At 64.1% G+C, this 23,481-nt stretch carries 19 protein-coding genes; 11 read left to right on the top strand and 8 right to left on the bottom strand.

Features of this window, described 5'->3' with window-relative positions; all coding sequences use genetic code 11:
- Positions 1-338: 338 nt before the first annotated feature.
- From PSO31014_RS17280 to PSO31014_RS17270, 3 genes are all read left to right on the top strand, one after another.
- Positions 339-1,334, top strand: coding sequence for a YVTN family beta-propeller repeat protein (locus PSO31014_RS17280; protein ID WP_150552748.1), 996 nt, complete (start codon positions 339-341; stop codon positions 1,332-1,334).
- Positions 1,335-1,450: 116 nt separating this feature from the next.
- Positions 1,451-2,371: an EI24 domain-containing protein gene (locus tag PSO31014_RS17275; protein WP_150552747.1), complete on the top strand. Its 921-nt coding sequence runs from the start codon at positions 1,451-1,453 to the stop codon at positions 2,369-2,371.
- Between the two features lie 87 nt (positions 2,372-2,458).
- On the top strand, positions 2,459-3,298 hold the full coding sequence (locus PSO31014_RS17270) for a competence/damage-inducible protein A (RefSeq protein WP_017231389.1): 840 nt from the start codon (positions 2,459-2,461) through the stop codon (positions 3,296-3,298).
- Positions 3,299-3,413: 115 nt separating this feature from the next.
- Here PSO31014_RS17270 and PSO31014_RS17265 read toward each other — a convergent pair whose 3' ends face one another.
- Positions 3,414-4,430 (bottom strand): zinc-binding alcohol dehydrogenase family protein, encoded by a 1,017-nt coding sequence (locus tag PSO31014_RS17265; protein WP_150552746.1) that lies wholly within the window; start codon positions 4,428-4,430, stop codon positions 3,414-3,416.
- A 137-nt stretch (positions 4,431-4,567) separates the two neighbouring features.
- On the opposite strand from PSO31014_RS17265, the gene PSO31014_RS17260 reads away from it, so the two are divergent.
- Positions 4,568-5,500 carry a LysR family transcriptional regulator gene (locus PSO31014_RS17260; protein WP_150552745.1) on the top strand — a complete coding sequence of 311 codons (933 nt, stop codon included), beginning with the start codon at positions 4,568-4,570 and terminating at the stop codon, positions 5,498-5,500.
- Positions 5,501-5,512: 12 nt separating this feature from the next.
- Here the strand turns inward: PSO31014_RS17260 and PSO31014_RS17255 are convergent, their stop codons facing one another.
- Complete coding sequence (locus PSO31014_RS17255) at positions 5,513-5,935, bottom strand: YybH family protein (RefSeq protein ID WP_174976562.1); 423 nt, start codon at positions 5,933-5,935, stop codon at positions 5,513-5,515.
- Positions 5,936-6,206: 271 nt separating this feature from the next.
- Complete coding sequence (fnr, locus tag PSO31014_RS17250; RefSeq protein WP_150552743.1) at positions 6,207-6,935, bottom strand: fumarate/nitrate reduction transcriptional regulator Fnr; 729 nt, start codon at positions 6,933-6,935, stop codon at positions 6,207-6,209.
- Positions 6,936-7,262: 327 nt separating this feature from the next.
- Between fnr and scpB the strand changes: the two genes are divergently transcribed.
- The 7 genes from scpB (at position 7,263) to truB (ending at position 17,377) form a co-directional block, all read left to right on the top strand.
- Positions 7,263-8,354, top strand: a complete 1,092-nt coding sequence (gene scpB / locus PSO31014_RS17245) for an SMC-Scp complex subunit ScpB (protein ID WP_150552742.1) — start codon at positions 7,263-7,265, stop codon at positions 8,352-8,354.
- Positions 8,355-8,507: 153 nt separating this feature from the next.
- A complete protein-coding gene (locus PSO31014_RS17240; protein WP_425494887.1) occupies positions 8,508-10,349 on the top strand; it encodes a pseudouridine synthase in 1,842 nt (613 codons plus the stop codon).
- A 449-nt stretch (positions 10,350-10,798) separates the two neighbouring features.
- Complete coding sequence (gene rimP, locus PSO31014_RS17235) at positions 10,799-11,257, top strand: ribosome maturation factor RimP (protein ID WP_150552740.1); 459 nt, start codon at positions 10,799-10,801, stop codon at positions 11,255-11,257.
- Positions 11,254-12,729, top strand: coding sequence for a transcription termination factor NusA (nusA, locus tag PSO31014_RS17230; protein ID WP_150552739.1), 1,476 nt, complete (start codon positions 11,254-11,256; stop codon positions 12,727-12,729). Before rimP ends, nusA begins: the two co-directional genes overlap by 4 nt.
- An 80-nt stretch (positions 12,730-12,809) precedes the next feature.
- The gene (gene infB, locus PSO31014_RS17225; protein ID WP_150552738.1) at positions 12,810-15,755 is read left to right on the top strand and encodes a translation initiation factor IF-2; all 2,946 of its coding nucleotides are present in this window, start codon (positions 12,810-12,812) and stop codon (positions 15,753-15,755) included.
- Positions 15,756-15,838: 83 nt separating this feature from the next.
- Positions 15,839-16,273 carry a 30S ribosome-binding factor RbfA gene (gene rbfA / locus PSO31014_RS17220; protein ID WP_150552737.1) on the top strand — a complete coding sequence of 145 codons (435 nt, stop codon included), beginning with the start codon at positions 15,839-15,841 and terminating at the stop codon, positions 16,271-16,273.
- Between the two features lie 117 nt (positions 16,274-16,390).
- Positions 16,391-17,377 carry a tRNA pseudouridine(55) synthase TruB gene (gene truB / locus PSO31014_RS17215; protein ID WP_150552736.1) on the top strand — a complete coding sequence of 329 codons (987 nt, stop codon included), beginning with the start codon at positions 16,391-16,393 and terminating at the stop codon, positions 17,375-17,377.
- Between the two features lie 141 nt (positions 17,378-17,518).
- On the opposite strand, the gene PSO31014_RS17210 is transcribed toward truB, so the two are convergent.
- The 5 genes from PSO31014_RS17210 to PSO31014_RS17190 all read right to left on the bottom strand — a co-directional run bounded on the left by PSO31014_RS17210 (position 17,519) and on the right by PSO31014_RS17190 (position 23,299).
- Positions 17,519-18,013, bottom strand: coding sequence for an acyl-CoA thioesterase (locus PSO31014_RS17210; protein WP_150552735.1), 495 nt, complete (start codon positions 18,011-18,013; stop codon positions 17,519-17,521).
- Positions 18,014-18,257: 244 nt separating this feature from the next.
- Positions 18,258-19,808: a DHA2 family efflux MFS transporter permease subunit gene (locus PSO31014_RS17205; RefSeq protein WP_150552734.1), complete on the bottom strand. Its 1,551-nt coding sequence runs from the start codon at positions 19,806-19,808 to the stop codon at positions 18,258-18,260.
- 37 nt (positions 19,809-19,845) lie between these two features.
- Complete coding sequence (locus PSO31014_RS17200) at positions 19,846-21,081, bottom strand: HlyD/EmrA/EmrK family protein (protein ID WP_150552733.1); 1,236 nt, start codon at positions 21,079-21,081, stop codon at positions 19,846-19,848.
- Positions 21,082-21,154: 73 nt separating this feature from the next.
- Positions 21,155-22,672, bottom strand: a complete 1,518-nt coding sequence (locus PSO31014_RS17195) for an efflux transporter outer membrane subunit (protein ID WP_150552732.1) — start codon at positions 22,670-22,672, stop codon at positions 21,155-21,157.
- A 117-nt stretch (positions 22,673-22,789) separates the two neighbouring features.
- Positions 22,790-23,299, bottom strand: a complete 510-nt coding sequence (locus tag PSO31014_RS17190; RefSeq protein ID WP_150552731.1) for a MarR family winged helix-turn-helix transcriptional regulator — start codon at positions 23,297-23,299, stop codon at positions 22,790-22,792.
- Positions 23,300-23,481: the final 182 nt, after the last annotated feature.

Raw genomic sequence — 23,481 nt, 5'->3', positions numbered from 1 at the left:
CGATGGCTGCGAGCGCCGCGATCTCGTTGAACCGGGCCAGCGCCGAGGCCTCGGTGACCCAGTCAACGCAGTCGACGTCAATCCGCGCGTCCAAACACGGCGTTCGGCCCCGGCGCCAACCCCGGGGCGCCATTTCGATGGGTCATCCGCTCGCCGGTTTGCGCTACATCAGAAAGTGTGGAAATTGTGTTTCGATACGTAAAAAAAGCGCGCCGAGCGGGCATTGACGGGGCGCTCACCGCCTACAATGGCCAGTCGCTACGACGTATCGAAACACAGCCGCCGGCGCTGCGTTTTCGCCACTTTTCCTCCCCAACCTTCTCGCGAGAGACTCTGCAATGCGCAAACTCCTGATCGCTGCCGGTCTCGCCGCTTCCTTCGGTCTTGCGGCGCTCGCTGCGCCGGCCAAGGCTGCGGCGCCGGCGCCCGACAGTGTCGTGGTCGTGCTCAACTCGGCCGACGCCAGCGTCAGCCTGATCGACAAGGCGACGCAGAAGGTCATCCAGACGTTCCCGGTTGGCAAGGAGCCGCATCACCTGATGGCCACGCCCGACAATCAGTCGCTCATCGTGGCGAATTCGGTCGGCAACAACCTCATCTTCCTCGACCCGAAGACGGGGCAGGTCCAGCGCAAGATCGAGAACATCGAGGACCCATACCAGATCGGTTTCTCGCCGGACAAAAAGTGGTTCGTCGCCAACGCCCTGCGACTGGATCGCGTGGACGTGTATCGCTACGATGGCAAGAACCTGAGCGTGGCGCGGCGCATTCCGCTCAAGAAGATGCCGAGCCACCTGGTCTTCACGCAGGACAGCAAACTCGTCTTCATCTCGTTGCAGCAGTCGAACGAGATCGCCGCCATCGATCTGGCGACCCAGACCGTGCTCTGGACGATGAAGGTGGGCGACAGTCCGGCAGGGGTGTGGCTCACGCCGGGAGATAAATACCTGCTCGTGGGGATGACCGGCGCGGACTATGCTGCCGTGGTCGACTGGCGCAACCAGAAGGTGATCAAGACGATCCCGACGGGCAAGGGCGCGCACAATTTCCGATCGCTCGCCGACGGCAAGCACGTGCTGATTTCGAATCGCGTGTCGAGCACGATCAGTATCGTCGATCAAGAGGCGCTCACGAACGTCGGCAACATCACCGGACTGCTGCCGGGGCCGGACGACATGGAACTCTCGGCCGACCGGAAGACGCTGTGGGTGACGTTCCGCTGGGCCCGCAAGGTCGGCATCATCGATATGACGCAGCGCAAGTTGATCAACACCATTCCGGTCGGACGTTCCCCTCACGGGATCTATTTCTTCGACCGCGCCCCGGTGCTGTAACATCGGGACATCGCGATGAGGGCTACACCGACCGAGCGTCCCCGCCCGGGGCGCACGTTCCTCAACGCGATGGATTCCGATTCTCGTCCTGACGGCACCGACCGTATCGATACTGCATGAATGACATTCTTCGCGCGCTGGGCCGCGCGCTCGTGAGCCTGTTGCATCCGCGCATGCTGTGGCTCACCGCCATGCCCTTTGTGGTCTCCGGCCTGATCTGGGGCGCCGTGATCTGGTTCGGCTGGGTGCCGTTCACCGATTTTCTGCGCGTCTGGCTCGAACAGTGGCAGTTCACGCAATGGATCTACCGCTTCTTCGGCTATTTCGGCATCGACAGCGTGCGCATGGCGCTCGCGCCGTTCATTCTCGTCGCGCTGCTCATCCCGCTGATCGTGGTCACGGCGTTGCTGCTCATCGCGGGGTGGTCGATGCCCGCGGTGTTGCGTCACCTCTCGCGTCGCCACTACATTCATCTGGAAGCGCGGCAGGGTGGCTCGTTCTGGGGCAGTCTCGGTCAGTCGCTGGGCGCCACCGTGGTCTTTCTCGTCGCCGCGCTGCTCACGCTGCCGCTGTGGCTCGTGCCGCCGTTCTTCGCCATCGTGCCGCCGTTGTTATGGGGCTGGCTGACGTATCGCGTAATGACGTACGACGCGCTGGCGTATCACGCGAGCGCCGAGGAGCGTCGCCGGATCGTGCGCGAGCGACGTCTGCCGCTGCTCGTGATCGGCGTGGCAACCGGGCTGCTCGGCTCACTGCCGACGCTGCTGTGGGTGTCGTCGGTCATCATGATCGTGATGTTCCCGGTCATCGCGCTGCTGGCGATCTGGCTGTACGTTGTGATCTTCATATTTTCAGCGTTGTGGTTCGCGCACTATTGCCTGCGGGCATTGTCGCGCTTGCGCACGGCCGAGGCGGCCCGTCACGAGCCGATGCTCGCGGCAACGCTGCTGCCTGTGGCGAGCCCGCTGTCGCGAGAGAGCGAGGACCTGCCGCCTGCGTTGCCGCCGGGACGGGGGTCGTCGAACGGTTCGCCGTGAAAGTGGCACAATCGTGTCACTGCGCGCTGCCGCCGGGCGGCGCCGCGCGCTCCCCCCAGGCCCTGACGACAAGATAAAGGAAGCATCATGGCGGTCGGCATCATCATCATCGGCGACGAGATTCTCTCGGGGCGCCGTCAAGACAAACATCTCCCCAAGATCGTCGAACTGCTCACCGAGCGCGGCATGCAACTCGGCTGGGCCGAGTATGTGGGCGACGACCCTGAGCGCATCACGGCCACGCTGCGACGCACGTTCGCGAGCGAGGACATCGTTTTCGTTACCGGCGGCATCGGGGCGACGCCCGACGATCACACGCGTCAGTGTGCCGCGGCGGCACTCAATGTTCCGCTCGTGCTTACGCCGGAAGCCGAGGCGCTCATCATGGAGCGCATCGCCGACACCAGTCCCGACGGACGTGCGGACATGAGCCAGCCCGATAACCGGCATCGTCTGAAGATGGGCGAGTTCCCGGTCGGTGCACGCGTGCTGCCGAATCCATACAACAAGATTCCGGGGTTCTCGGTCGAGCGGCATCATTTCATGCCGGGATTCCCGGTCATGGCGTGGCCGATGATGGCGTGGGTGCTCGACACGGACTACGCCGAGTTGCATCACCTGACGAAGCACGCCGAGCGATCGGTGCTGGTGTTCGGGCTGGCCGAGTCGACGTTGACGCCGCTCATGGAGGCCATCGAAGCCGAATACGGTGGCGTGAAAGTGTTCAGTCTGCCCAGCGTGGGCGACGCGCAACGCGGCGCGATCTACGCGCGTCGACATATCGACCTGGGTGTAAAGGGCGACCCCGCACTGGTCGGCGCGGCGTTCGAGCGACTGATTGCCGGGGTGAATGCGCTGGGCGGCGAGATCGTGCATCCGACCGAGGCCCTCGCGCTGCCCGAGGGCACGCTGCCGTCGGGCAATTGACGGGCGGGCGTTACTGCCGCGAGAGCGCATAAGAACGGCGCTTGCCTGTGAAGGGCAAGCGCCGTTTTTCGTTACCGGCGCGCACGGCAGGAACCGCGAGCGCCACGAGCGTTGGTCAGAATCCGGCGAGCACGAGCTTGCCGATGGTGCGTCCGCCTTCGAGCTGCGCGTGGGCTCGACGCAGGTTCACCGCGTTGATCGGGCCAAGGACCTCGCCCACGGTCGTGCGTAGCGTGCCCGCGTCGACTCTGCGTGCCACTTCGGTCAGCAACTTGTGCTGCGCGATCATGTCCGGTGTTGCAAACATGGCGCGTGTGAACATGAATTCCCAGACGAACGTGGCGCTCTTGTTTTTGAGCAGACCGATGTCGAGCGGACCCGCGTTCTCCACGATCGAGCAGATCTTGCCTTGTGGGGCGACGACCTGCGCCATGGCGGGGAAATGCGCGTCGGTGTCGTTCAGGCACAGCACGAAATCCACCTGTGGCATCCCTATCGACTGCAATTGCGCCGGAATGTCCTGGGTATGGTCGATCACGTGTTGCGCACCGAGCTGACGACACCAGTCGGCCGATGCCGGGCGCGACGCGGTCGCGACGATGTGCAACTGGGCAAGGCGGCGCGCGAGCTGAATGGCAATCGAGCCGACGCCGCCGGCGCCGCCGACGATGAGGATCGACTTGCCCTCGTCGCCGCCGTCAGGCGCGATGCCGAGACGGTCGAAAAGGGCTTCCCACGCCGTGATCGTCGTGAGTGGCAAGGCGGCGGCGCCGGCGAAGTCGAGCGACGTGGGCATGTGGCCGACGATGCGCTCGTCGACAAGATGGAACTCGCTGTTCGCGCCTGGGCGCGTGATGCTGCCCGCGTAGTACACCGGGTCGCCGACCTTGAAGAGCGTGACGTCCGGGCCGACGGCCGCGACGGTGCCCGCTGCATCCCACCCCAGCACACGCGGCGCGGCTTCGACCTTGTCTTTCGGGGCGCGAACCTTGGTGTCGACCGGGTTCACGGAGATCGCTTCGACCTTGACCAGCAGGTCACGTGCGGCGGGTGTGGGCGTAGGCAGCTCGATGTCTTCGAGCGACTTCGGGTCGTCAATCGGCAGGTAGCGGGTCAATCCGACGGCTTTCATCTGTTTTCTCCTGAATAAGCGAGGCGCGGCCGGTAGTCATCCGGTGACGCCCGCGATGCGATAACGAGAGACTAAGGCTAGTCGATTGCTTTGATAATTCGCATAATGCTGAAAAGATCTTTTGGAAATTCCATCAAATGGCATTGGACCTTGATACCGTGGCGTTGTTCGTGCGCGTGGCGGCGCTCGGAAATGTGTCGGCTGCGGGGCGCGAGCATGGGCTGTCGCCGGCCTCGGCGAGTACGCGCCTGACACAACTCGAAGGCTCGCTCGGGGCGCGGTTGCTGCATCGGACGACGCGCCGGGTGGCGCTCACACAAGAAGGGGAAGCCTTTGTGCGAGAGGCGCAAGCCTTGCTCGCGGCCGAGGCGCAAGCGCTGGCGAGCGTCGGACAGGGGCGCGCGGCGCCCCAGGGGCGTTTGCGGGTGTCGTGCTCTTCGTCGTTCGGGCGTCAGCATGTTTCCCCCGCCTTGTCGGCGTTCCTGGCGCGCTATCCGGGGATTTCGCTGGATTTCCGGCTCACGGATCGCGTCGTCGACCTGATCGAGGTAGGCATGGATCTCGCGATTCGCGTTGGGGCGTTGCGTGACTCGACGCTCGTTGCCCGCAAGCTCGCCCCGAATCGCCGGACATTGTGTGCGTCGCCCGCGTATCTCGGGGCGCGCGGCGCACCGAAACACCCAGGCGACCTTGCCGCGCACGATTGCCTGATCCTGGGGGAGCAGCGCGATTGGCGGTTCGTGACGCCCGGGGGGCCCCTGAGCGTGCGTGTCGGCGGGCGTCTGGCGTCGGATAACGGGGAAGTGCTGCGCGACGCGGTATTGGCGGGCCTCGGCATTGCGCTCAAGTCCACGTGGGACGTCGGCGCGCATCTGCGCAGCGGGGCGCTGGTGCCGGTATTGCCCGCATATCCGCTCGCGGAGGAGGTGGCGATCTGGGCTGTCTACCCGAGCCGGGCGTTCGTGCCGCCGAAAACCCATGCGTTGATCGAATTCCTGCAGGCGCGCTTCGGGCCGGCGCCGTATTGGGATCACGCCGACGCCCCGTCGACTGGCCTACCGACGCCGTAACGGGATGTAGCGTCAGTGCAGGTGATGGGGCCGCGAGCGTTGTGCGCCGGAGTCCTCGTGACCGATCGCCGGGCTGGCGTGGTGCAGCACGAGGCGCCAGCCATCGGCTTCTTTCATATAGATGTTCGTGGCGAGCACGAAGGCGTAACGAGCTTCGGGACGGGTTTCGACCTGCACCTGTTCCAGCACGTTATGGACGGCGCACAGAGGATTGCGCGCTACCTGGAGATGACTGGCGGTGACGTGCAATCCGTCCTTGGCAAGGATCTTCTGCCAACTCTCGCGAACCGCCGCCGGGCCGACGTGGCGGGGTCCCGCCGGGTGAATGCAGACGATTTCCTCGTCTTCCGACCAGACGTCCATCAGCGTATCGGTATCGCCGGCGCGCAGCGCTTCGTAGTAGGCGTTCTCGGCGTCTTCCGGACTTAGAAAAATGGCAGCGGGCATAACGGCAGCCTCCGACGGGGTAGAGCGCCAGGCAATGGGGACGCCTGGAGAACGCGCCGATTATGGAGCGTTTGCCGGGGCTTGTCGAACGTCGGGATGGCGAAATCGCGCAATTGCGCACGACGCTTGATCTGGCGCAACACGACGCTGGCGCGGGGTCGTTAGCGTATCGGTAACGTGTGAGGGAGCGATGGCGGGCGACGGCGCACTGGCGGGATCGGCGGCTGCGGGGACGCTCGCGCGTCCCCGTCGGCGAGCGTCAGCAGGGAACGCCGGCGAGTTCGTGCAGTGCGGCGGCGTCGATGATCTTGACGTGGCGCTGCCGGATTTCGATCATGCCGTTTTGCGCAAAGCGCGAAAACAGGCGGCTGACAGTTTCAAGCTTGAGGCCGAGGAAACTTCCGATTTCCTCGCGGCTCATGCGCAGCACGAATTCATGGGCGGAGTAACCGCGCGCGGACAGCCGCTCGGACAGGTTGAGCAGGAAGACGGCCAGACGTTCCTCTGCGCGCATGGTGCCGAGCGCGAGCAGTTGCTGGTGCTCGTTGCGGATTTCCTGGCTCATCAGCCGGTGCAGTTGACGCTGCAGCGACGGCACCTGACGCGATAGCGTCTCCAGTTCGCCGAAGCGGGCGATGCACAGCTCGCTGTCTTCGAGCGCGATGGCGGAGCTCGGGTGATGGTGGTCAGCGACGGCGTCCAGGCCGATGAGTTCGCCCTGAAGGTGGAAGCCGACGACCTGCTCGCGACCGTCAGGGGCCGTGACGCAGCTTTTGAGCGAGCCGAAGCGAATGCCGTAGACGGCATGCAAATCGTCATTCGCGTGGTAGAGCACTTCGCCTTTTTTGAGGCGCCGGCGCTCGCTGACCAATGCATCGAGTCGCTCGAGTTCGGGTTCCGGGATGCCGACCGGCAAGCAGAATTGCCCGAGCGAACACGTGGAACAGCGGGGCTGAGCGATGGGAGTGCGACCGTTCTCTGTGGTCATGAGGGCCCCTGAAGTTTTTTGGAGAGTCTAGCATGGCGCGTTGACCTATCGTTTTCCCTTTCTGAACATCGGAATGTCGACGAGGCTTTACGGGCGTCGGTGTTTCAGTAATAATTGCGCACATACCGGACGTCCGTCTCGCCGCACTATCGGCCTGGGCGTTTTCCCGGCAGGTCGTTTCGAAGCATTCAGGTCGCGCCGCCGTCACTACGACCGAACACAACTGGGCGCGCGCTTATGCGAAGCGGTTACGACCGTTTCTCGTGTTCCAAGCATCCATTTATTCCTGATACCGGGTCGCCAAGCCCCCGGTCTGCTTAGTCGCACATGAATACCCAAGAGGCGAAACTCGTCCTCGAGACCGCGTTGATTTGCGCGCAGGAGCCGCTCAAGGTCGGCGATCTGCGCAAGCTCTTCAATGACGCCGTGTCTGGCGACACGGTGCGCGCGCTGCTCGAGGAAATCCGCGTGCAATGGGATGGCCGAGGTGTGGAACTGGTGGCGTTGGCCACCGGCTGGCGTTTCCAGAGCCGTCCGCGCATGCGTGAATACCTTGATCGCCTGAATCCAGAGAAGCCGCCGAAGTATTCCCGAGCGGTGATGGAGACGCTGGCGATTATCGCGTACCGTCAACCGGTCACGCGTGGCGATATCGAAGAGATTCGCGGCGTGACGGTCAACACGCAGATCATCAAGCAACTCGAGGATCGTGGCTGGATCGAGGTGATCGGCCATCGAGATGTGCCGGGACGCCCGGGTCTGTACGCAACGACCAAGGACTTTCTCGACGATCTGGGGCTGCGGGCGCTCGATGCGCTGCCGCCGCTCGAAGATCCGGCTGCACAGGCGCAGATCGACTTGCTCGCACAGCAGAACATCGAGTTCGGCGAGCGTGCCGAGGCCGATGCGGGAGATGACGCGACGTTCGACGACGCGCCTGTCGCCGATGCGCAAGCGCTGGCACGTCTGGCGCAAGCGCGTGCCGACGACTTGCCGCTTGCACAAGGGCTGCCCGAAGATCAGCGCCCGCTGCCGATCGTGGGTGACGAGCCGACGGAAGATGCGTTGCTCGACGCCGTGATGGCGGAAGGCGAATGCGAAGATGGGGTGACACGGCCGGTTGAGGCGCCGGCGGAGAGTGCGCCGGCAGACGCCGAGCAGGCATCGCTCGCGGTCGCGCAGGACCAGGAATTTTCCGAAGAATCGGAGTCTGTGGTGTCGGTCGGCGACGATCCGCCGCAAGATGCGCAGGATGTAGCGACGTCGGCGGCAGATCCCGCCGCGTTGGTAGCACAAGAGGTTTCCCCGCACGCTGCCGACTCGGCAGCGAACGAACCCGCCACCGGGCAGCCCATGTCCGGTGAGGGGGATGACGACGAGAGCGACGGGGACGACAAGAGTCTCGTCACGGGCACCTGAGGCGTCGGCGCATTGCGTCGCGCGCACCAGCAGGGCCGTTAGCGATAAGAACGAAGTCGCGGCAAGAATTTGCCGCGCATTCATGGTGCGAACACGGATCAGGGCAGCCATTTACGCCTGCCCGCGACGATCCCGTTTTCCAATGAGGTTGTGTTGAAACAAATCGAAGAATCCCAGGACCTGCACGCCCGCGATGCCGGTGCCGAAGCCCGTGCGCCGGAAGGCGAGGGCGGCGATGAAAAAGCATCGCGCCGCGGCTTGCGCCGTGGTCCGCGCAGTCTGATTGCCCGCCGTCGCGCGGCTCAGCAATCCAAGCGTGACGGCGAGGAAGGCGGCGCAGGTGAAGTGGCCGCGTCGGACGCCCCACGCGGGGAACCGCACGGCGACGCGCCGCAAGCTCAAGCGTTGGGCGCCGACGGTGCGCCGTCGGCCGCTCAGGGGCGAGGCCGCAATGCCGCGCCCCGCAAGCCGCGTAGCGGCAAGCGTGACGGTGCCTCACAGTCTTCGCAGCCAGCGCAGTCGACGCAAGGCGATGGCAGCGCAGCCAACGGTCACGGTACGGCGCCGGCCGGCAGGACGCCGCAGGGTGCCAAGGGCCGTGGCCGCAAGGAGTCGACGGGCGGTCCCCGGGGCGGCGCGAGTGTCGGCGGCGGCAAGGGCGGCAAGGGTGGCAAGGCCGCCAAGGGCGGTGACGACGATCTGTTCGCGTTCGTGACGTCGGGCGGCTTCGACAGCGACGAGTCCGAAAGCGATGCCAAGGCGGCTGCCAAGCGCGGTCGCCGCCCAGCCGACCGTCGCGTCCTGTCGCCGGACGATGAAGCACCCAAGCTACACAAAGTGCTGGCCGAGGCCGGAATGGGGTCGCGTCGCGAGATGGAGGAGCTGATTCTCGCCGGGCGCGTGTCGGTCAACGCCGAGCCCGCGCACATCGGTCAGCGCATTCTGCCGACCGATCAGGTCCGCATCAACGGCAAGCTCGTCAAGCGGCGCATCACGAGCAAACCGCCTCGCGTGCTGCTCTATCACAAGCCGTCGGGCGAGATCGTCAGCCATTCCGATCCGGAAGGCCGCGCGTCGGTATTCGATCGCTTGCCGCCGATGAAGACGGCCAAGTGGCTCGCCGTTGGACGCCTGGACTTCAACACCGAAGGCCTGCTGATCCTCACGACGTCGGGCGATCTGGCGAACCGATTCATGCATCCGCGTTATGGCATCGAGCGTGAATACGCCGTGCGCACCGTGGGGCAGTTGAGCGAGGCGTCGCGTCAGCAACTGCTGCGCGGCATCGAATTGGATGATGGCAAAGCCAATTTCCTGCGGTTGCAGGACGGCGGTGGCGAAGGGTCGAATCACTGGTATCACGTCGCGTTGACCGAAGGCCGCAACCGCGAAGTGCGTCGCATGTTCGATGCGGCGGGCCTGATGGTGAGCCGTCTGATCCGTACGCGTTACGGCCCGCTGACGCTGCCGCGCGGTCTCAAGCGCGGCCGTTACGAAGAGCTGGACGAGGCGCAGGTGCGCTCCCTGTTCGCGACGGTCGGCATGAAGATGCCGGGCGCCAGCTCGGACGACAAGGGCAGTGTTGGCGGTCGTGGCGGCAAAGCCGGCGCCCCGAAGGAGCCGCGCCGTCAACCGGATCCGATGCAGACGGCCTTGGGCGTTTTCAGTCGCGAGCCAGGTCAGTCGCGCCGTCCCCGTCCCAATCCGCTGACGGCCTTCGTTGGCCCGAGCGGCGGCTACCCGGGGCAGGCGCCTTCGCCGCGAGGTGAGGGACGACGCTTCGGCGGTGGGAATTCGACGGCGGGTGGCAGTGGTTTTGGCGGTCAGTCGCGCGGCGGTAGCGGTGGTGGCGGCAATGGTAACGTCAACGGCAATCGCAGCCGTGGCGGCAACCGTGCCGGTGGAAGCGGCGGCGGTGCGGGCGGTGGTGGTGGCGGCGGTGGCGGTGGCAATCAAGGCAGCCGTGGCAATCGCGGCGGCAACCGTTCACGTTGATTTCGTTGGTACGCCCCTAGGGCGGACGGTGGCGGGCAGCGGCGTCTGCGCGTTGCGTCTGAACAATTGGGGGCGGCCGTTCATTGGCTCCATTTTGCATTGCGACAATGCGGCATGGACGCCTGTCCGGCGGGTTTTGGGGGCGCCAAGCGTTGCTAATCGGCCCAAAATCATATAAAATCAATGAATAAGCTGGTCCGCGTGCTGCAACTCCTGTTGCGGCGCGCACCTCATGCGCAATGAGGCTGTAAGAAATGGGCGTTTCGCCCATTTTTTTTTGCCGCGAGCGTTTTGCGCGCGGCCGATGCCGCCGCGTTCGGGAGTGGGTGTGCCGACACGGGTACGCCGGCCCGGACGGTCGAGGGCCGGTATCGTGCGGCGCCCCATGCGGGGCGCGCAGACCTGTCGGGCGCTGCTAATGCGCGCGAGTTTTTCTAGGGTGAGCAAAGTTGCAATTGCCAGAACTGATCGAGACCACGGTCGAAGGCCTGGGTTACGAGCTGGTCGATGTTGAACGCGCCGGCGGTGGTTTGCTGCGCGTGTACATCGACAAGCCGGAAGGCATCGCGATCGATGACTGCGAGACGGTGAGCCGTCAGCTCTCGCATGTCCTGATGGTCGAGAACGTCAATTACGACCGACTCGAAGTGTCGTCACCGGGGCTGGATCGTCCGCTGCGCAAGCTGCGTGACTTCGAGCGTTTTGCCGGTGCGGAAGTGAGTCTTACGTTGCGTGTGCCGCTGGAAGGCCGCAAGCAGTTTCGCGGCATCTTGCAGGCGCCGCAAGGCGAGAACTTGAGCCTGGAGTTCGAAGGCAAGGGCGGCCCGGCGCTGCTCGACTTCACCCTCGCGGATATTGACCGTGCGCGCCTAGTGCCGCAGATTGATTTTAGGAGTCGCAAACGATGAGTCGCGAAGTATTGCTGTTGGTCGATGCGCTCGCGCGCGAAAAGAACGTCGACAAGGACGTCGTGTTCGCCGCGCTTGAAGCAGCATTGGCCTCGGCCACCAAGAAGCGCTATGCCGAGGACGTCGACATTCGCGTACACATCGACCGCGAGTCGGGTGAGCACGAGAGCTTCCGTCGCTGGGTCGTGGTGCCGGACGAGGCGGGCTTGCAAGAGCCCGACAAGCAGGTCCTGGAGTTCGAAGCCAAGGAAGACGACCCGTCGATCGAGATCGGCGAGTTCGTGGAAGAACCCGTGGAATCGGTCGAATTCGGTCGTATCGGCGCGCAGGCGGCCAAGCAGGTCATTCTGCAGCGCATCCGCGATGCCGAGCGCGAACAGATCCTCACGGACTTCCTGGAGCGCGGCGAGAAGATCATGACCGGTGCGGTCAAGCGTCTCGACAAGGGCAATCTGGTCGTCGAGTCGGGGCGTGTCGAAGCGCTGCTGCGTCGCGATCAATTGATCCCGAAGGAAAATCTGCGTATCGGCGACCGCGTCCGCGCGTACATCGCGAAGGTCGACCGCACGGCGCGCGGCCCGCAAATCGAACTCTCGCGCACGGCGCCGGAATTTCTGATCGAACTGTTCGGCATGGAAGTGCCGGAAATCGATCAGGGTCTGCTGGAGATCAAGTCGGCCGCTCGCGATCCGGGCGTGCGCGCCAAGATCGCCGTGGTTGCGTACGACAAGCGTATCGATCCGATCGGCACCTGCGTGGGCATTCGCGGCACGCGCGTGCAGGCGGTGCGTAACGAGCTTGGCGGCGAGAACGTCGACATCGTGCTGTGGTCGGAAGACCCCGCGCAATTCGTGATCGGCGCGCTCGCGCCGGCGGCGGTGCAGTCGATCGTCGTGGACGAAGAAAAGCACAGCATGGATGTCGTCGTCGACGAGAACGAACTGGCGGTGGCGATCGGTCGCAGCGGTCAGAACGTGCGACTCGCATCGGATCTGACCGGTTGGCAGATCAACATCATGACGCCGGACGAGTCGGCCGAAAAGCAGAACGAAGAGCGTGGCACGCTGCGCTCGCTGTTCATGCAGCGTCTCGATGTGGATGAAGAGATGGCGGACATCCTGATCGAGGAAGGTTTCTCGAGCCTGGAAGAGATCGCCTACGTGCCTTTGAACGAAATGCTCGAGATCGAAGCGTTCGACGAGGACACGGTGCATGAACTGCGCAATCGTGCGCGCGACGCCCTGCTGACACAGGCGATTGCCACCGAGGAGAAGGTCGAGGGCGTTGCGCTCGATCTCAAGAGCCTCGACGGCATGTCGTCTGAGTTGCTGGCCCAACTGGCCGAGCACGAAATTCAGACGCGCGATGATCTGGCCGAGCTGGCCGTCGACGAACTGACCGAGATGACCGGCGTCGACGAGGAAGCCGCGAAAGCCCTGATCATGAAAGCGCGAGAGCACTGGTTCCAATGATGACCTGCCCTGGCATGCATATGGAACAGTGAACTTTGAAGTTAACCGCAAGGCGCCTGGCCTTGCTTGAAGAGGTTTGAATGGCGAGCATCAACGTAGCCCAATTTGCTGCAGAACTGAAAATGCCGGCCGGCGTGTTGCTGGAGCAACTCAAAGCCGCCGGCGTGGAAAAACTCAGCGCCGACGATTCCCTGACGGAAGCCGACAAGGCCCGTCTGCTGGAGCACCTGCGCCGTTCGCACGGCGCCGACGACGGCGACAAAAAGAAGATTACTCTGACGCGTCGCCAGACCTCGGAAATCAAGCAAGCCGACGCGACCGGTAAGGCGCGCACGATTCAGGTGGAAGTGCGCAAGAAGCGCACCTTCGTCAAGCGTGATGACGTCGTGGAAGGCGCGGAAAGCGCGGCGGCCGCGGCGGAAGACGAGGCCCTGCGCCAGCGTGAGGAAGACGCCCGCCGCGAAGCGGAGCGTCTGGCGGCGGAAGCGGCTGAACTCAAGCGTCGCCAGGAACAACTGGAGCGCGAGGAAGCTGAACGTCGCGAGCGCGAAGAGAAGGAAGCGGCCGAGCGCCGTGCGCGCGAGGACGCGGAGCGCGCCGCAGCGGCCAAGGTGGCCGACGATCAGAAGGCGAAGGCCGAAGCGAAGGCGGAAGCCCAGGTTGACGTCGAAGCCGAGAAGGCATCCAAGGCCGACGCCGAAAAGGCCGAGCAAGCCGAGAAGGCGGCAGCGGCCAAGGCCGAAGCCGAGCGCGAGCAGGCCCGCAAGGCCAGCGAGGAAGCGCGTGCGGCCGCCGAGAAGGCGAGCGCGGCGGCTGACAAGGCTCGAGCCGAAGAGGAGGCGATTCGCAAGCGCCGTGCGGCGGCAGAAGCCGAAGCGCGCGCAATTCGCGAAATGCTGAACGCGCCGCGTCGCGTGCTCAAGGCACCGGAGCCGGCACCTGCCGCGCCGGTCGCAGCCAAGCCGGAAGCGAAGGGTACCCTGCACAAGCCGGCCAAGCCGGAAGGTGCCGCGTCGGCCAAGCCGGCGGACAAGAAGCCGGCGGCAGCCGCTCCGGCTTCGACGACCGCGGGCGCCGCCGACAAGAAGGACAAGAAGCCGGGCGCCTGGCAGAAGGATGCCGATAACCGCAACAAGCGTGGCGGCATGAAGACGCGCGGCGACGCGAGCGGTGGTTCGGATGGTTGGCGTGGCGGTGGCCGTGGCGGCCGTCGTGGCGACCGTCATTCGCAGGACGATCGTTCGTCGTTCCAGGCACCGACCGAGCCGGTCGTGCGTGATGTTCACGTGCCGGAAACGATCAGCGTGGGCGATCTGGCGCACCGGATGTCGGTGAAGGCCTCGGAAGTCATCAAGCTGATGATGAAGATGGGCCAGATGGTGACCATCAACCAGGTGCTCGATCAGGAAACGGCCATGATCGTGGTGGAGGAGCTTGGCCACCGCGCGATCGCCGCAAAGCTGGACGATCCGGAAACGCTGCTGGCGCTGGGCAACGACGCGACGGAAGGCGAAGCGCTGCCGCGTCCGCCGGTGGTCACGGTGATGGGTCACGTCGACCACGGCAAGACCTCGCTGCTGGACTACATCCGTCGCGCCAAGGTGGCGGCGGGCGAAGCCGGCGGTATTACGCAGCACATCGGTGCGTATCACGTCGATACGCCGCGCGGTACGGTGACGTTCCTCGACACGCCGGGTCACGAAGCCTTTACGGCAATGCGGGCTCGCGGTGCGCAGGCAACGGACATCGTGATTCTCGTAGTCGCGGCGGACGATGGCGTGATGCCGCAGACGAAGGAAGCCATTGCACACGCGAAGGCAGCGGGTGTGCCGATCGTGGTGGCGATCAACAAGATCGACAAGCCGGATGCGAACCTGGATCGCGTGAAGCAGGAACTCGTGGCCGAGGGCGTGGTGCCGGAAGAGTACGGCGGCGAATCGCCGTTCGTGCCGGTGTCGGCGAAGACGGGTGCGGGCATCGACGATCTGCTCGAAAACGTGCTGTTGCAGGCGGAAGTGCTGGAGCTGAAGGCGCCGGCGGAAGCCCCGGCCAAGGGTATCGTGATCGAAGCGAAGCTGGACAAGGGTAAGGGTCCGGTGGCGACGATTCTGGTCCAGTCGGGCACGCTGCGTCGCGGCGACATGGTGTTGGCCGGTCAGGCCTACGGCCGTGTGCGTGCAATGCTCGACGAAACCGGCAAGAACGCGAAGGAAGCGGGTCCGTCGATCCCGGTGGAAATTCAGGGTCTGTCGGAAGTGCCGGGGGCGGGTGAAGAAGTGCTCGTGGTCCAGGACGAACGCAAGGCGCGCGAAATCGCGCTGTTCCGTCAGGGCAAGTTCCGCGACGTGAAGTTGGCCAAGCAGCAGGCCGCGAAGCTCGAGAACATTTTCGAACAGATGGCCGACGGCGAAGTCAAGTCGCTGCCGCTGATCATCAAGGCCGACGTGCAAGGTTCGCAGGAAGCGTTGGCGCAGTCGCTCAACAAGCTCTCGACGCCGGAAGTGCGTGTGCAGATCGTGCACGCCGCTGTGGGTGGCATCAGCGAAAGCGACGTCAACCTGGCGACGGCTTCGAAGGCGGTCATCATCGGCTTCAATACGCGCGCCGATGCGCTGGCACGCAAGCTGGCCGAGTCGAACGGTATCGACATTCGCTACTACAACATCATCTATGATGCTGTGGATGAAGTGAAGGCGGCAATGTCGGGCATGCTGTCGCCGGAGAAGAAGGAAGAGATCACCGGTACGGTCGAAGTGCGTCAAACGTTCCGTGTGCCGAAGATCGGCACGGTGGCCGGCTGTATGGTCCTCGACGGCTTCGTCAAGCGTTCGTCGCATGTGCGTGTGTTGCGCGACAACGTCGTCATCTTCACGGGCGAGCTGGATTCGCTCAAGCGATTCAAGGATGACGTGAAGGAAGTCAAGTCCGGCTTCGAGTGCGGTCTGTCGGTGAAGAACTTCAACGACATCACGGAAGGCGACCAACTGGAAGCGTTCGAAATCACGGAAGTTGCGCGCTCGCTGTAACGCGATTTGCACAATGAATGTGGAATGGCCCACCAGACCGGGAAACCGGTGGCGTGGGCCATTGCATTACTAGCGAGTATGTTATGGCAAAGAAACGTGGCGTTCCGGGTCGAAACCTTCGCATCAACGATCAGATCCAGCGCGATCTGTCGGAGTTGATTCAGCGCGAGGTGAAGGACCCGCGTATTGGTCTGGTGACGCTGCAAAGCGTGGAAGTGACACCCGACTATGCGCATGCAAAGGTATTTTTCACGACGCTCACCGGCGAGCCGAAGGCGACCGGCGAGGCGCTCAACGAGGCAGCGGGTTTCCTGCGCAATCTGCTGTTCAAGCGGTTGCACATCCACACGGTGCCGACGTTGCATTTCCACTTCGACCAGTCGATCGAACATGCGATCGAGATGTCGCGACTGATCGATACGGCTAACGCGACGCGGGCGACAGACGAAGCGAGCGACGGCGTTGCCGACGAAGACGCGGACAGCGACAAGGAAGACGACGGCAAGTCCGTCGATTGACGATGCCCCCTGCCGGGCGGCCCGATGGGCCTGCCCGGCGGTATGGCACGACCTTTGCACTTGCGATGAGTGCCAGGGTTTGAATCCCACAAGACTCTCTCAAGCACTCTGCGCATCATGACGGACCCGCGTTCGCAGGCACCCCGCCAAAAACTTCCCCGTTTCGCGCTCGATGGCGTATTGCTCCTGGACAAGCCACTCGGCCTGTCGTCCAACGACGCGCTGATCAGGGCCAAGCGATTGTTGCAGGCGTTGAAGGCGGGGCATACCGGCACGCTCGATCCGTTGGCGACCGGTTTGCTGCCGCTTTGCTTCGGCGAGGCGACAAAGTTCTCGCAGGACTTGCTCGAAGCCGACAAGACCTATGAGGCGCTTGTGCGTCTTGGCGAGACGACGACCACCGGCGACGCGGAGGGCGAAGTGTTGCAAACGCGTCCTGTGACGGTGGACGAAGCGGCGATTCGCGCGGTACTGCCTCGCTTTAAGGGGCCGATCTCGCAGGTGCCGCCGATGTATTCGGCGCTCAAGCGAGACGGCAAGCCGTTGTACGAATATGCGCGCGCGGGGCAGACCCTCGAGCGCGAAGCGCGCGCGGTCACGATCCACGCGCTGGAGATGACAGCGTGCGCGTTGCCTGACGTCGCCGAGTTCTCGTTTCGCGTGACCTGCAGCAAAGGCACTTACGTGCGGACGTTGGCCGAAGATATCGGTGAGGCGCTGGGTTGCGGGGCGCATTTGCGCGCGCTGCGCCGTACGGCCGTCGGTCCGCTCACACTTGACGGCGCCGTGACGCTGGAAGATTTGGGGGCGCTCGATCACGCGCAACGTGTGGAGAGGCTGGCACCGGTCGATGCGCTGCTCAAGACGCTGCCGACGATCTGGCTCGACGAAACGCTCGCCAAGCGGTTCAGCCACGGACAACGTCTGCGTCTGGACGAGGCGCGCTGTCCTCAGGCGCTGCGCGTGTGCGCCGGGGCGTCCGAGGCGATCGAGGTGAAGGTTTATGCCGAAGCCGATGGCGACGCCGCCGTACGGTTGCTCGGCGTTGCGCGACTCGATGGCGAGGCGCTGCTCACACCGCAACGGCTTTTGAAGACCCAGTAAGCGAAGTCATCGCAGCAAGCGCAGTCTGCGCCGTTCATCCGCGGCCAGCCGATGTTGCGATGAGGCGCATGCTCGCGCACCTCATCGGTTCCCGAGGGTCACCCCTCGCACCTTTTAGCGGTCGAGCGACCGCTGTCACCGTCAGTTGGCGACGTTCTCCGGCTTGAGTTCCACGATGGCGTCCAGCGCTGCCTTGACGTCCATCGCATACTTGGCCAACGCTTTCTGCTCATCCGTTTTCGGTTCGAACGACGGAATGCCGACCGGGTGATTGCTCTCGTCGACGGCGACGAACACCATCAGGCAATCGGTCGTCTGGCGCAACTCGCCCCACTTGGGGTCGCCTGCGTGCACCGAGACATGGATGTGCATGCTGGTGCGCCCGGTGGCCACGATACGCGCACGCAGTTCCACCAGATTACCCACCAGGATCGGACGGCGGAAGCGGATGTTGCCGACACTGACCGTCACGCAGTAGCGACCCGACCAGGTGGCTGCGCAAGCATAGGCCACTTCGTCGATCCACTTCATCAGCGAGCCCCCGTGCACCTTGCCACCGAAATTGACGGCGGCCGGCTCGGCCAGAAAGCGGAAAGTGACTTCTGAGCGTTCGTTTGGGTTCTGCGGGGTCGTCATGATGTTGGTTTTGGCTGGGGGACGTGGCATTCCCGAGCGTCGTGCGGTGTTCCGGCATCGCGTCGGGCAGTGCGCCATCATACTTCGATTGCGTGGTCGTTGCCGACGCGCGTCGCCAATCCGCCCCACTGTTACGCGTTGTGTGGCTCGTCGGCGTTGTCAAAAAAAACCCCGCTAACCTCAGCGGGGTTCGAGAGGTGTCCGGCTGCACAGCGCAGGGCCAGACACTGGGGAAGTCTTCGCTTCAATGCGCGCCAGCCGCGGCGTCGGCACCGCCGCCCCCCTTCATCGGCCGCGTGATCCACACCATCGAGATCATCAGCACGAACAGCATCGCCGAGATCCAGAAAATATCGTTCGCGCCGAGCATCGCCGATTGCTGCGTGACCAGCCGGTCGATGTAACCGTTGGCCTGCGGTGTGCTCATGCCGAGTTGGTTGAGAGTCTGCACGGACGCGTTGTACGTCGGGTTGTAGGGCGTCAAATGCTCCGTCAACTGCGCATGGTGCAGCGTGATCCGGTTCTCCCACACGGTCGTCGCAATCGACGTGCCCACCGCACCGCATGTGATCCGCACGAAGTTGGACAGCCCCGCTGCCGCTGGAATGCGACTCGGCGGCAACCCGGACAGGATGATCGCGGTGAGCGGGATGAAGAACATCGACATCGGCACGCCCTGCAGGAACGTCGGAATCATCAACGTGCGCGTATCGACGAGCGTATTGAAGTGCGAACGCATCAGGAACACCAGCGCGAACAACAGGAACGAGACGGTCACGACCCAGCGGGCATCGAGCTTGGGCAGCGTTTTGCCGATCACCGGCGAGAGCAGGATGGCGAACAGGCCCACCGGCGCCAGCACCAGGCCGGCCTCCGTCGCGGTATAGCCGAGATGGATCTGCAGCCACTGCGGCAGAATCACCAGGTTCCCGAAGAACAGGCCGTAACCGACCGAGATCGCTACTACGCCACCGGTAAAGTTGATCCGCTTGAAGAGCGTCAGGTCGACCACCGGATGCTCCTCGGTAATTTCCCAGATGACGAAGAAGCAGAACGACACCAACGCTACCAGCGCCAGCACGACAATGGTTGACGAATTGAACCAGTCGAGTTCCTTGCCCTTGTCCAGCATCACTTGCAGCGACCCGACCCACAACACGAGCAAGGCCAGCCCGACGGTATCGATCGGCTTGCGTTGCGTGGGCGTTTCACGCTTGGCATAGATCAGCCACGTGGCGTAAGCGGCGCCAATGCCAACCGGGATGTTGATATAGAAGATCCAGGGCCAATGGTAGTTGTCCGAGATCCAGCCGCCGAGAATCGGGCCCATCACAGGGGCGACCAGCGTCGTCATGCCCCATAGCGCGAGCGCCATCGAACTCTTCGCGCTCGGATAGCTGGACAGCAGCAGCGATTGCGAGAGCGGGATCATCGGACCGGCCACCGCACCTTGCAACACACGGGCCGCCAGCAGGAATTCGAGCGTGGGCGCCATGCCGCACAGCCACGACGCCAGCACGAACAGCAGGATCGACGAAATGAACAGCCGCACCGCGCCGAAGCGCTCGGTCAGCCAGCCCGTGAGCGGCACCGAAATGGCGTTGGCCACGGCGAACGACGTAATCACCCACGTCCCCTGGCTCGACGAGACGCCAAGGTCGCCGGAGATGGCGGGAATCGATACGTTGGCAATCGAGGTGTCGAGCACGTTCATGAACGTGGCGAGCGACAGCGCGATGGTGCCGAATACCAACTGGCTTCCCGTCAGGGGGCCAGGAGCGTTTTGAGTTGCCATGAGTTGTCAAAGGGGGTGGGGGGCACCCCCCTCCGCTTTACAGGGGACGTGCGCGAGCCGGCTGGTTGCGCGTGTCGCTAGCGCCGTCTGCGCCTGAGGCAGCCGCGGCACCGGCGTTTTCGGTGATGATCTTGGCGACGATGTCGTCGGCGTCGTGACCGACCTTGTCGTACACGTCGGTGGCGTACACCGGCAGGGCGGGCGCTTCACCCAGTTCCTTGCCGTCCGTATTGCGCACGTCCACCTTGACCTGCATCGACAGCCCGACACGCAGCGGATGCTGTTGCAACTGCTTGGGGTCGAACGCGATCCGCACTGGCAGGCGCTGCACGACTTTGATCCAGTTGCCCGTTGCGTTTTGCGCCGGCAGCAGCGAGAACGCGCTGCCCGTGCCTGCCGAGAAGCCTGCCACCGTGCCCTTGTATTCCACTGACGAGCCGTACACGTCTGCCGTGAGCGTCACCGGTTGGCCGACGCGCATATGCGCGATCTGCACTTCCTTGAAGTTGGCGTCGACCCAGACTTGATTGAGCGGCACCAGCGCCATGAGCGGCGCGCCCGTCGCCACGCGCTGACCCACCTGCACGGAACGCTTGGCCACGTAGCCGTCGACCGGCGCCGGGATCGACGTGCGGGCGTAGTCGAGATACGCGGCGCGTACCTTCGCGGCGGCCTGCTGCACGTTCGGATGAGTGGTCACCGACGTCTTGTCCGTCAGCGCCCGGTTCGACACCCACTGCGCCCGGGCTTGCTCGAGTGCCGCCTGGGCCGTCTTCACGGCGTCCTGGGCGTGGGCGAGTTCTTCGCGCGACACGGCGCCCGTCGCAATCGCCATTTCGCGGCGCTTCACGTCGGCTTGCGTCTTGGCCAATTCGGATTCGCGCATGGCGACGGTGGCGGCATAGGCGTCGTTGTTCACGAAGTACGTGCGCACCTGGCGCACGGTTTGCGCCAGATTGGCCTCGGCTTGCAGCAGGGCGACGCGAGCGTCGGTCGGGTCGAGCGTGACCAGCGGCTGGCCGGCCTTGACCATTTGCGTGTCGTCGACCTTCACGCCGGTCACGGTGCCCGGCACCTGCGGGGTGATTTGCACCACATTGCCTGCGACGTAAGCGTCGTCGGTGTCTTCGTAAAAGCGTGCATACAGCCCGTAATAGGCGCCGTAGGCGATGGCCGCAATCGCGATCACGGCCGTTAGCGTCAGCATCATGCGGCGGCGCTTGCCATTGGGCTGAGCCGGCTGGGCAGGCGTTTGTTGTTGGTTCTCGCTCATCATTCGCTCCGTACTAATCTCTTAATGTGCTTTGACGTTGTCTTGTCTGTTCTGTGTGATGTGCGGCGGCCGCTCAGTGCGTCTGCACCGCGTCGCCTTCGGCCTTGGCGGGGCGTTCCTGCCCCACGACGAGACCCGCCGCCTGGGCGTCGAAGCCACCGCCGAGCGCCTTGATCAAGCCGATCTGCTGGTCGCGGCGTGCACTTTCGATGTTCACGCGCGCCTGTTCCTGCGCCAGCAGCGACGACTCGGCGGCAAGCACGGTCAACTGCGGCGTGAGACCGGCCTTGTAACGGTCGATGGCCAGGTCGTAGGCGCGTTGCGCGGCGTCTTGCGCCACACGTTGCGAGACCATTTGCTTGTCTGCCGAGCGGATCGACGACATGCGATCCGCGATGTCGCCGAGCGCCTTGTTCAGCGTCGAGTCGTAGTTCGCCACCGCGCCTTCATAGGCGGCGTACTGACCCTTCAGGTTGGCGCGCAGGCGCCCGCCATCGAAGATCGGCAGCGAAATGACCGGACCGTACTGGATGTTCTGGCTGCTCGGATCGATCAGCTTGCCCAGCCCGAAGGTGGAAAAGCCAAAGGCGGCGTTCAGGTTCACGTCCGGATAGAAGCGAGCCTTCGCAACGTCGACCCCCTTGAGCTGGGCTTCCACGCCCCAGCGTGCCGAGACAATGTCCGGGCGACGGCCAAGCAGCGTGAGCGGCAGGTTGTCGGGCAGGGCGGGCGTTGCCAGTTGCGCGAGCGTCGGACGCGCAATCGCCAGACCGCGATCTGGCCCCTTGCCGAGCAACACGCCCAGTTGATGGCGGGTGAGCAGGATCTGGCCGTCGAGTTGGGCGATCTGCGTCTGAATGTCGGCGGTGTTGCTCTCGGCCTGCTTCTGCTCGACTTGCGTGTCGAGACCGGCCCGCACGCGGTCTACCGTCAGTTGCCCGAGGCGTTGGCGTTGCTTGCCGATGCGATCGAGCACGTCGTGCTGTGCATACTGTTGGGCGAGCTGGTTATACGAGCGCGCCACGGCGGTGGCCAGCGCGAGCCGAACTTCCTGGTCTTCGGCTTCTTCGGCGCGTTCGGCCGACGTGGCTTGTGCCCGTGCCGAGCGGTTCTTGCCCCACAGGTCGAGTTCCCACGACAACGAGGCCGTCAAGTCGCCCTGCGTGAACCACGTGCCGCCATAGCCCGGCGGGTAGATGGTGTTTTCGGTGAATTTCTCGCGGTAGACACTGGCCGAGGCGTTGACCGCCGGAAGCAGCGCGGCCGCAGCGCCTTCGGTCTGCGCCTGCGCACCCTTCAGACGAGCGACCGCCATGGCCAGATCGGGGTTGCCGGCAAGGGCTTCGTCGATCAGCGAGACGAGCTGCGGATCGCCGAACCGCTGTGCCCAATCCGTGCCCGGCCACTGGCCGCCCTCGGCGGGCAGGCTGCGCTGGGTCTGATACTGGTCGGGGGTACTGATCTGCTTGTCGCTGTGGATGCCGGCAAAATTCGCGCAACCGGCAAACCCCAGTGTCATCGCCGCCAGACAGACGGCGGAAATGAGGGAGCGGGCCCGCAGATGCGGGAGGAACGGTGAGGCCACTTTCATCGCAAAGCCTTTACGAGTGACGTTAGGCACCGACAATAATCGGAAACCGGGTGATGGCGAGTACCAGGAATAATGGACTCGACATGCTTTTTTTGGGGATCTGGGGGGACGTCGTTGTCATCCGGTTTCGCCGTTGGCGATCACGCGGCGCAACAGGCTCTTCAGGAAACCCACTTCCTCTACGGAGAACCCACGCATCAGATGATCGGCGGCACGCACGAAGATGTCCGGCATCCGGTCGGCCATGGCGTATCCGGCTTCGGTCGCGCTCAGGTTCACCGTGCGGCGATCCATCTTGCTGCGCTCGCGCACGAGCAAGCCTTGCGCTTCAAGCCGGTCGAGAAGACGCGTCACCGCACTCGCATCGATACAGTAGTCGCGAGCCAGATCGGCCGCCGTCTTGCTCTTGCCCGTGGCCACCTTGTAAAGCATGGTCGCCTGGGTGCTCGTCAAGCCGTATTGCGACGTTTCGTTGGTCAGCTCAGCCAGGATCAACTGGCGCACGCGGGAGACAAGATACCCCAGGGAATTGTCGATGTCGTAGGCGCAGCGCGGGGGATCGCTCTGGGGGGCATCCGGCGGCGACGTCGGCGCGGCATCGGAAGGGGAAGCGGACGGATCGATCATTTTCGTGCTGCTGCAATAGTTGACTTGTCACGATTATAGCGGGTACTTAATAAATTTCAAGGCCATGCAATAGTTGACTAGGCAAATATTTCGACAAAAATTGGAGCTAACGTTCTAAATGGATGTGTGGCGGGGAGGACTGAGGGGGTATGGCAGGGGAGGATGGCATCTCGGTGAATGCG

Origin of the sequence: Pandoraea soli, from assembly GCF_902459595.1 — a bacterium.
GTDB classification, from domain to species: Bacteria; Pseudomonadota; Gammaproteobacteria; order Burkholderiales; family Burkholderiaceae; genus Pandoraea; species Pandoraea cepalis.
The sequence above is the reverse complement of the archived record's forward strand: the minus strand, read 5'-3'. Positions and strand labels throughout refer to the sequence as shown.

Coding starts and splice junctions, on each gene's coding strand:
- PSO31014_RS17280 (WP_150552748.1), top strand. CDS start 339: ATGCGCAAACTCCTGATCGCTGCCGGTCTCGCCGCTTCCTTCGGTCTT.
- PSO31014_RS17270 (WP_017231389.1), top strand. CDS start 2,459: ATGGCGGTCGGCATCATCATCATCGGCGACGAGATTCTCTCGGGGCGC.
- PSO31014_RS17275 (WP_150552747.1), top strand. CDS start 1,451: ATGAATGACATTCTTCGCGCGCTGGGCCGCGCGCTCGTGAGCCTGTTG.
- PSO31014_RS17200 (WP_150552733.1), bottom strand. CDS start 21,081: ATGAGCGAGAACCAACAACAAACGCCTGCCCAGCCGGCTCAGCCCAAT.
- nusA (WP_150552739.1), top strand. CDS start 11,254: ATGAGTCGCGAAGTATTGCTGTTGGTCGATGCGCTCGCGCGCGAAAAG.
- truB (WP_150552736.1), top strand. CDS start 16,391: ATGACGGACCCGCGTTCGCAGGCACCCCGCCAAAAACTTCCCCGTTTC.
- fnr (WP_150552743.1), bottom strand. CDS start 6,935: ATGACCACAGAGAACGGTCGCACTCCCATCGCTCAGCCCCGCTGTTCC.
- PSO31014_RS17195 (WP_150552732.1), bottom strand. CDS start 22,672: ATGAAAGTGGCCTCACCGTTCCTCCCGCATCTGCGGGCCCGCTCCCTC.
- rbfA (WP_150552737.1), top strand. CDS start 15,839: ATGGCAAAGAAACGTGGCGTTCCGGGTCGAAACCTTCGCATCAACGAT.
- PSO31014_RS17265 (WP_150552746.1), bottom strand. CDS start 4,430: ATGAAAGCCGTCGGATTGACCCGCTACCTGCCGATTGACGACCCGAAG.
- scpB (WP_150552742.1), top strand. CDS start 7,263: ATGAATACCCAAGAGGCGAAACTCGTCCTCGAGACCGCGTTGATTTGC.
- PSO31014_RS17205 (WP_150552734.1), bottom strand. CDS start 19,808: ATGGCAACTCAAAACGCTCCTGGCCCCCTGACGGGAAGCCAGTTGGTA.
- infB (WP_150552738.1), top strand. CDS start 12,810: ATGGCGAGCATCAACGTAGCCCAATTTGCTGCAGAACTGAAAATGCCG.
- PSO31014_RS17210 (WP_150552735.1), bottom strand. CDS start 18,013: ATGACGACCCCGCAGAACCCAAACGAACGCTCAGAAGTCACTTTCCGC.
- PSO31014_RS17260 (WP_150552745.1), top strand. CDS start 4,568: ATGGCATTGGACCTTGATACCGTGGCGTTGTTCGTGCGCGTGGCGGCG.
- PSO31014_RS17190 (WP_150552731.1), bottom strand. CDS start 23,299: ATGATCGATCCGTCCGCTTCCCCTTCCGATGCCGCGCCGACGTCGCCG.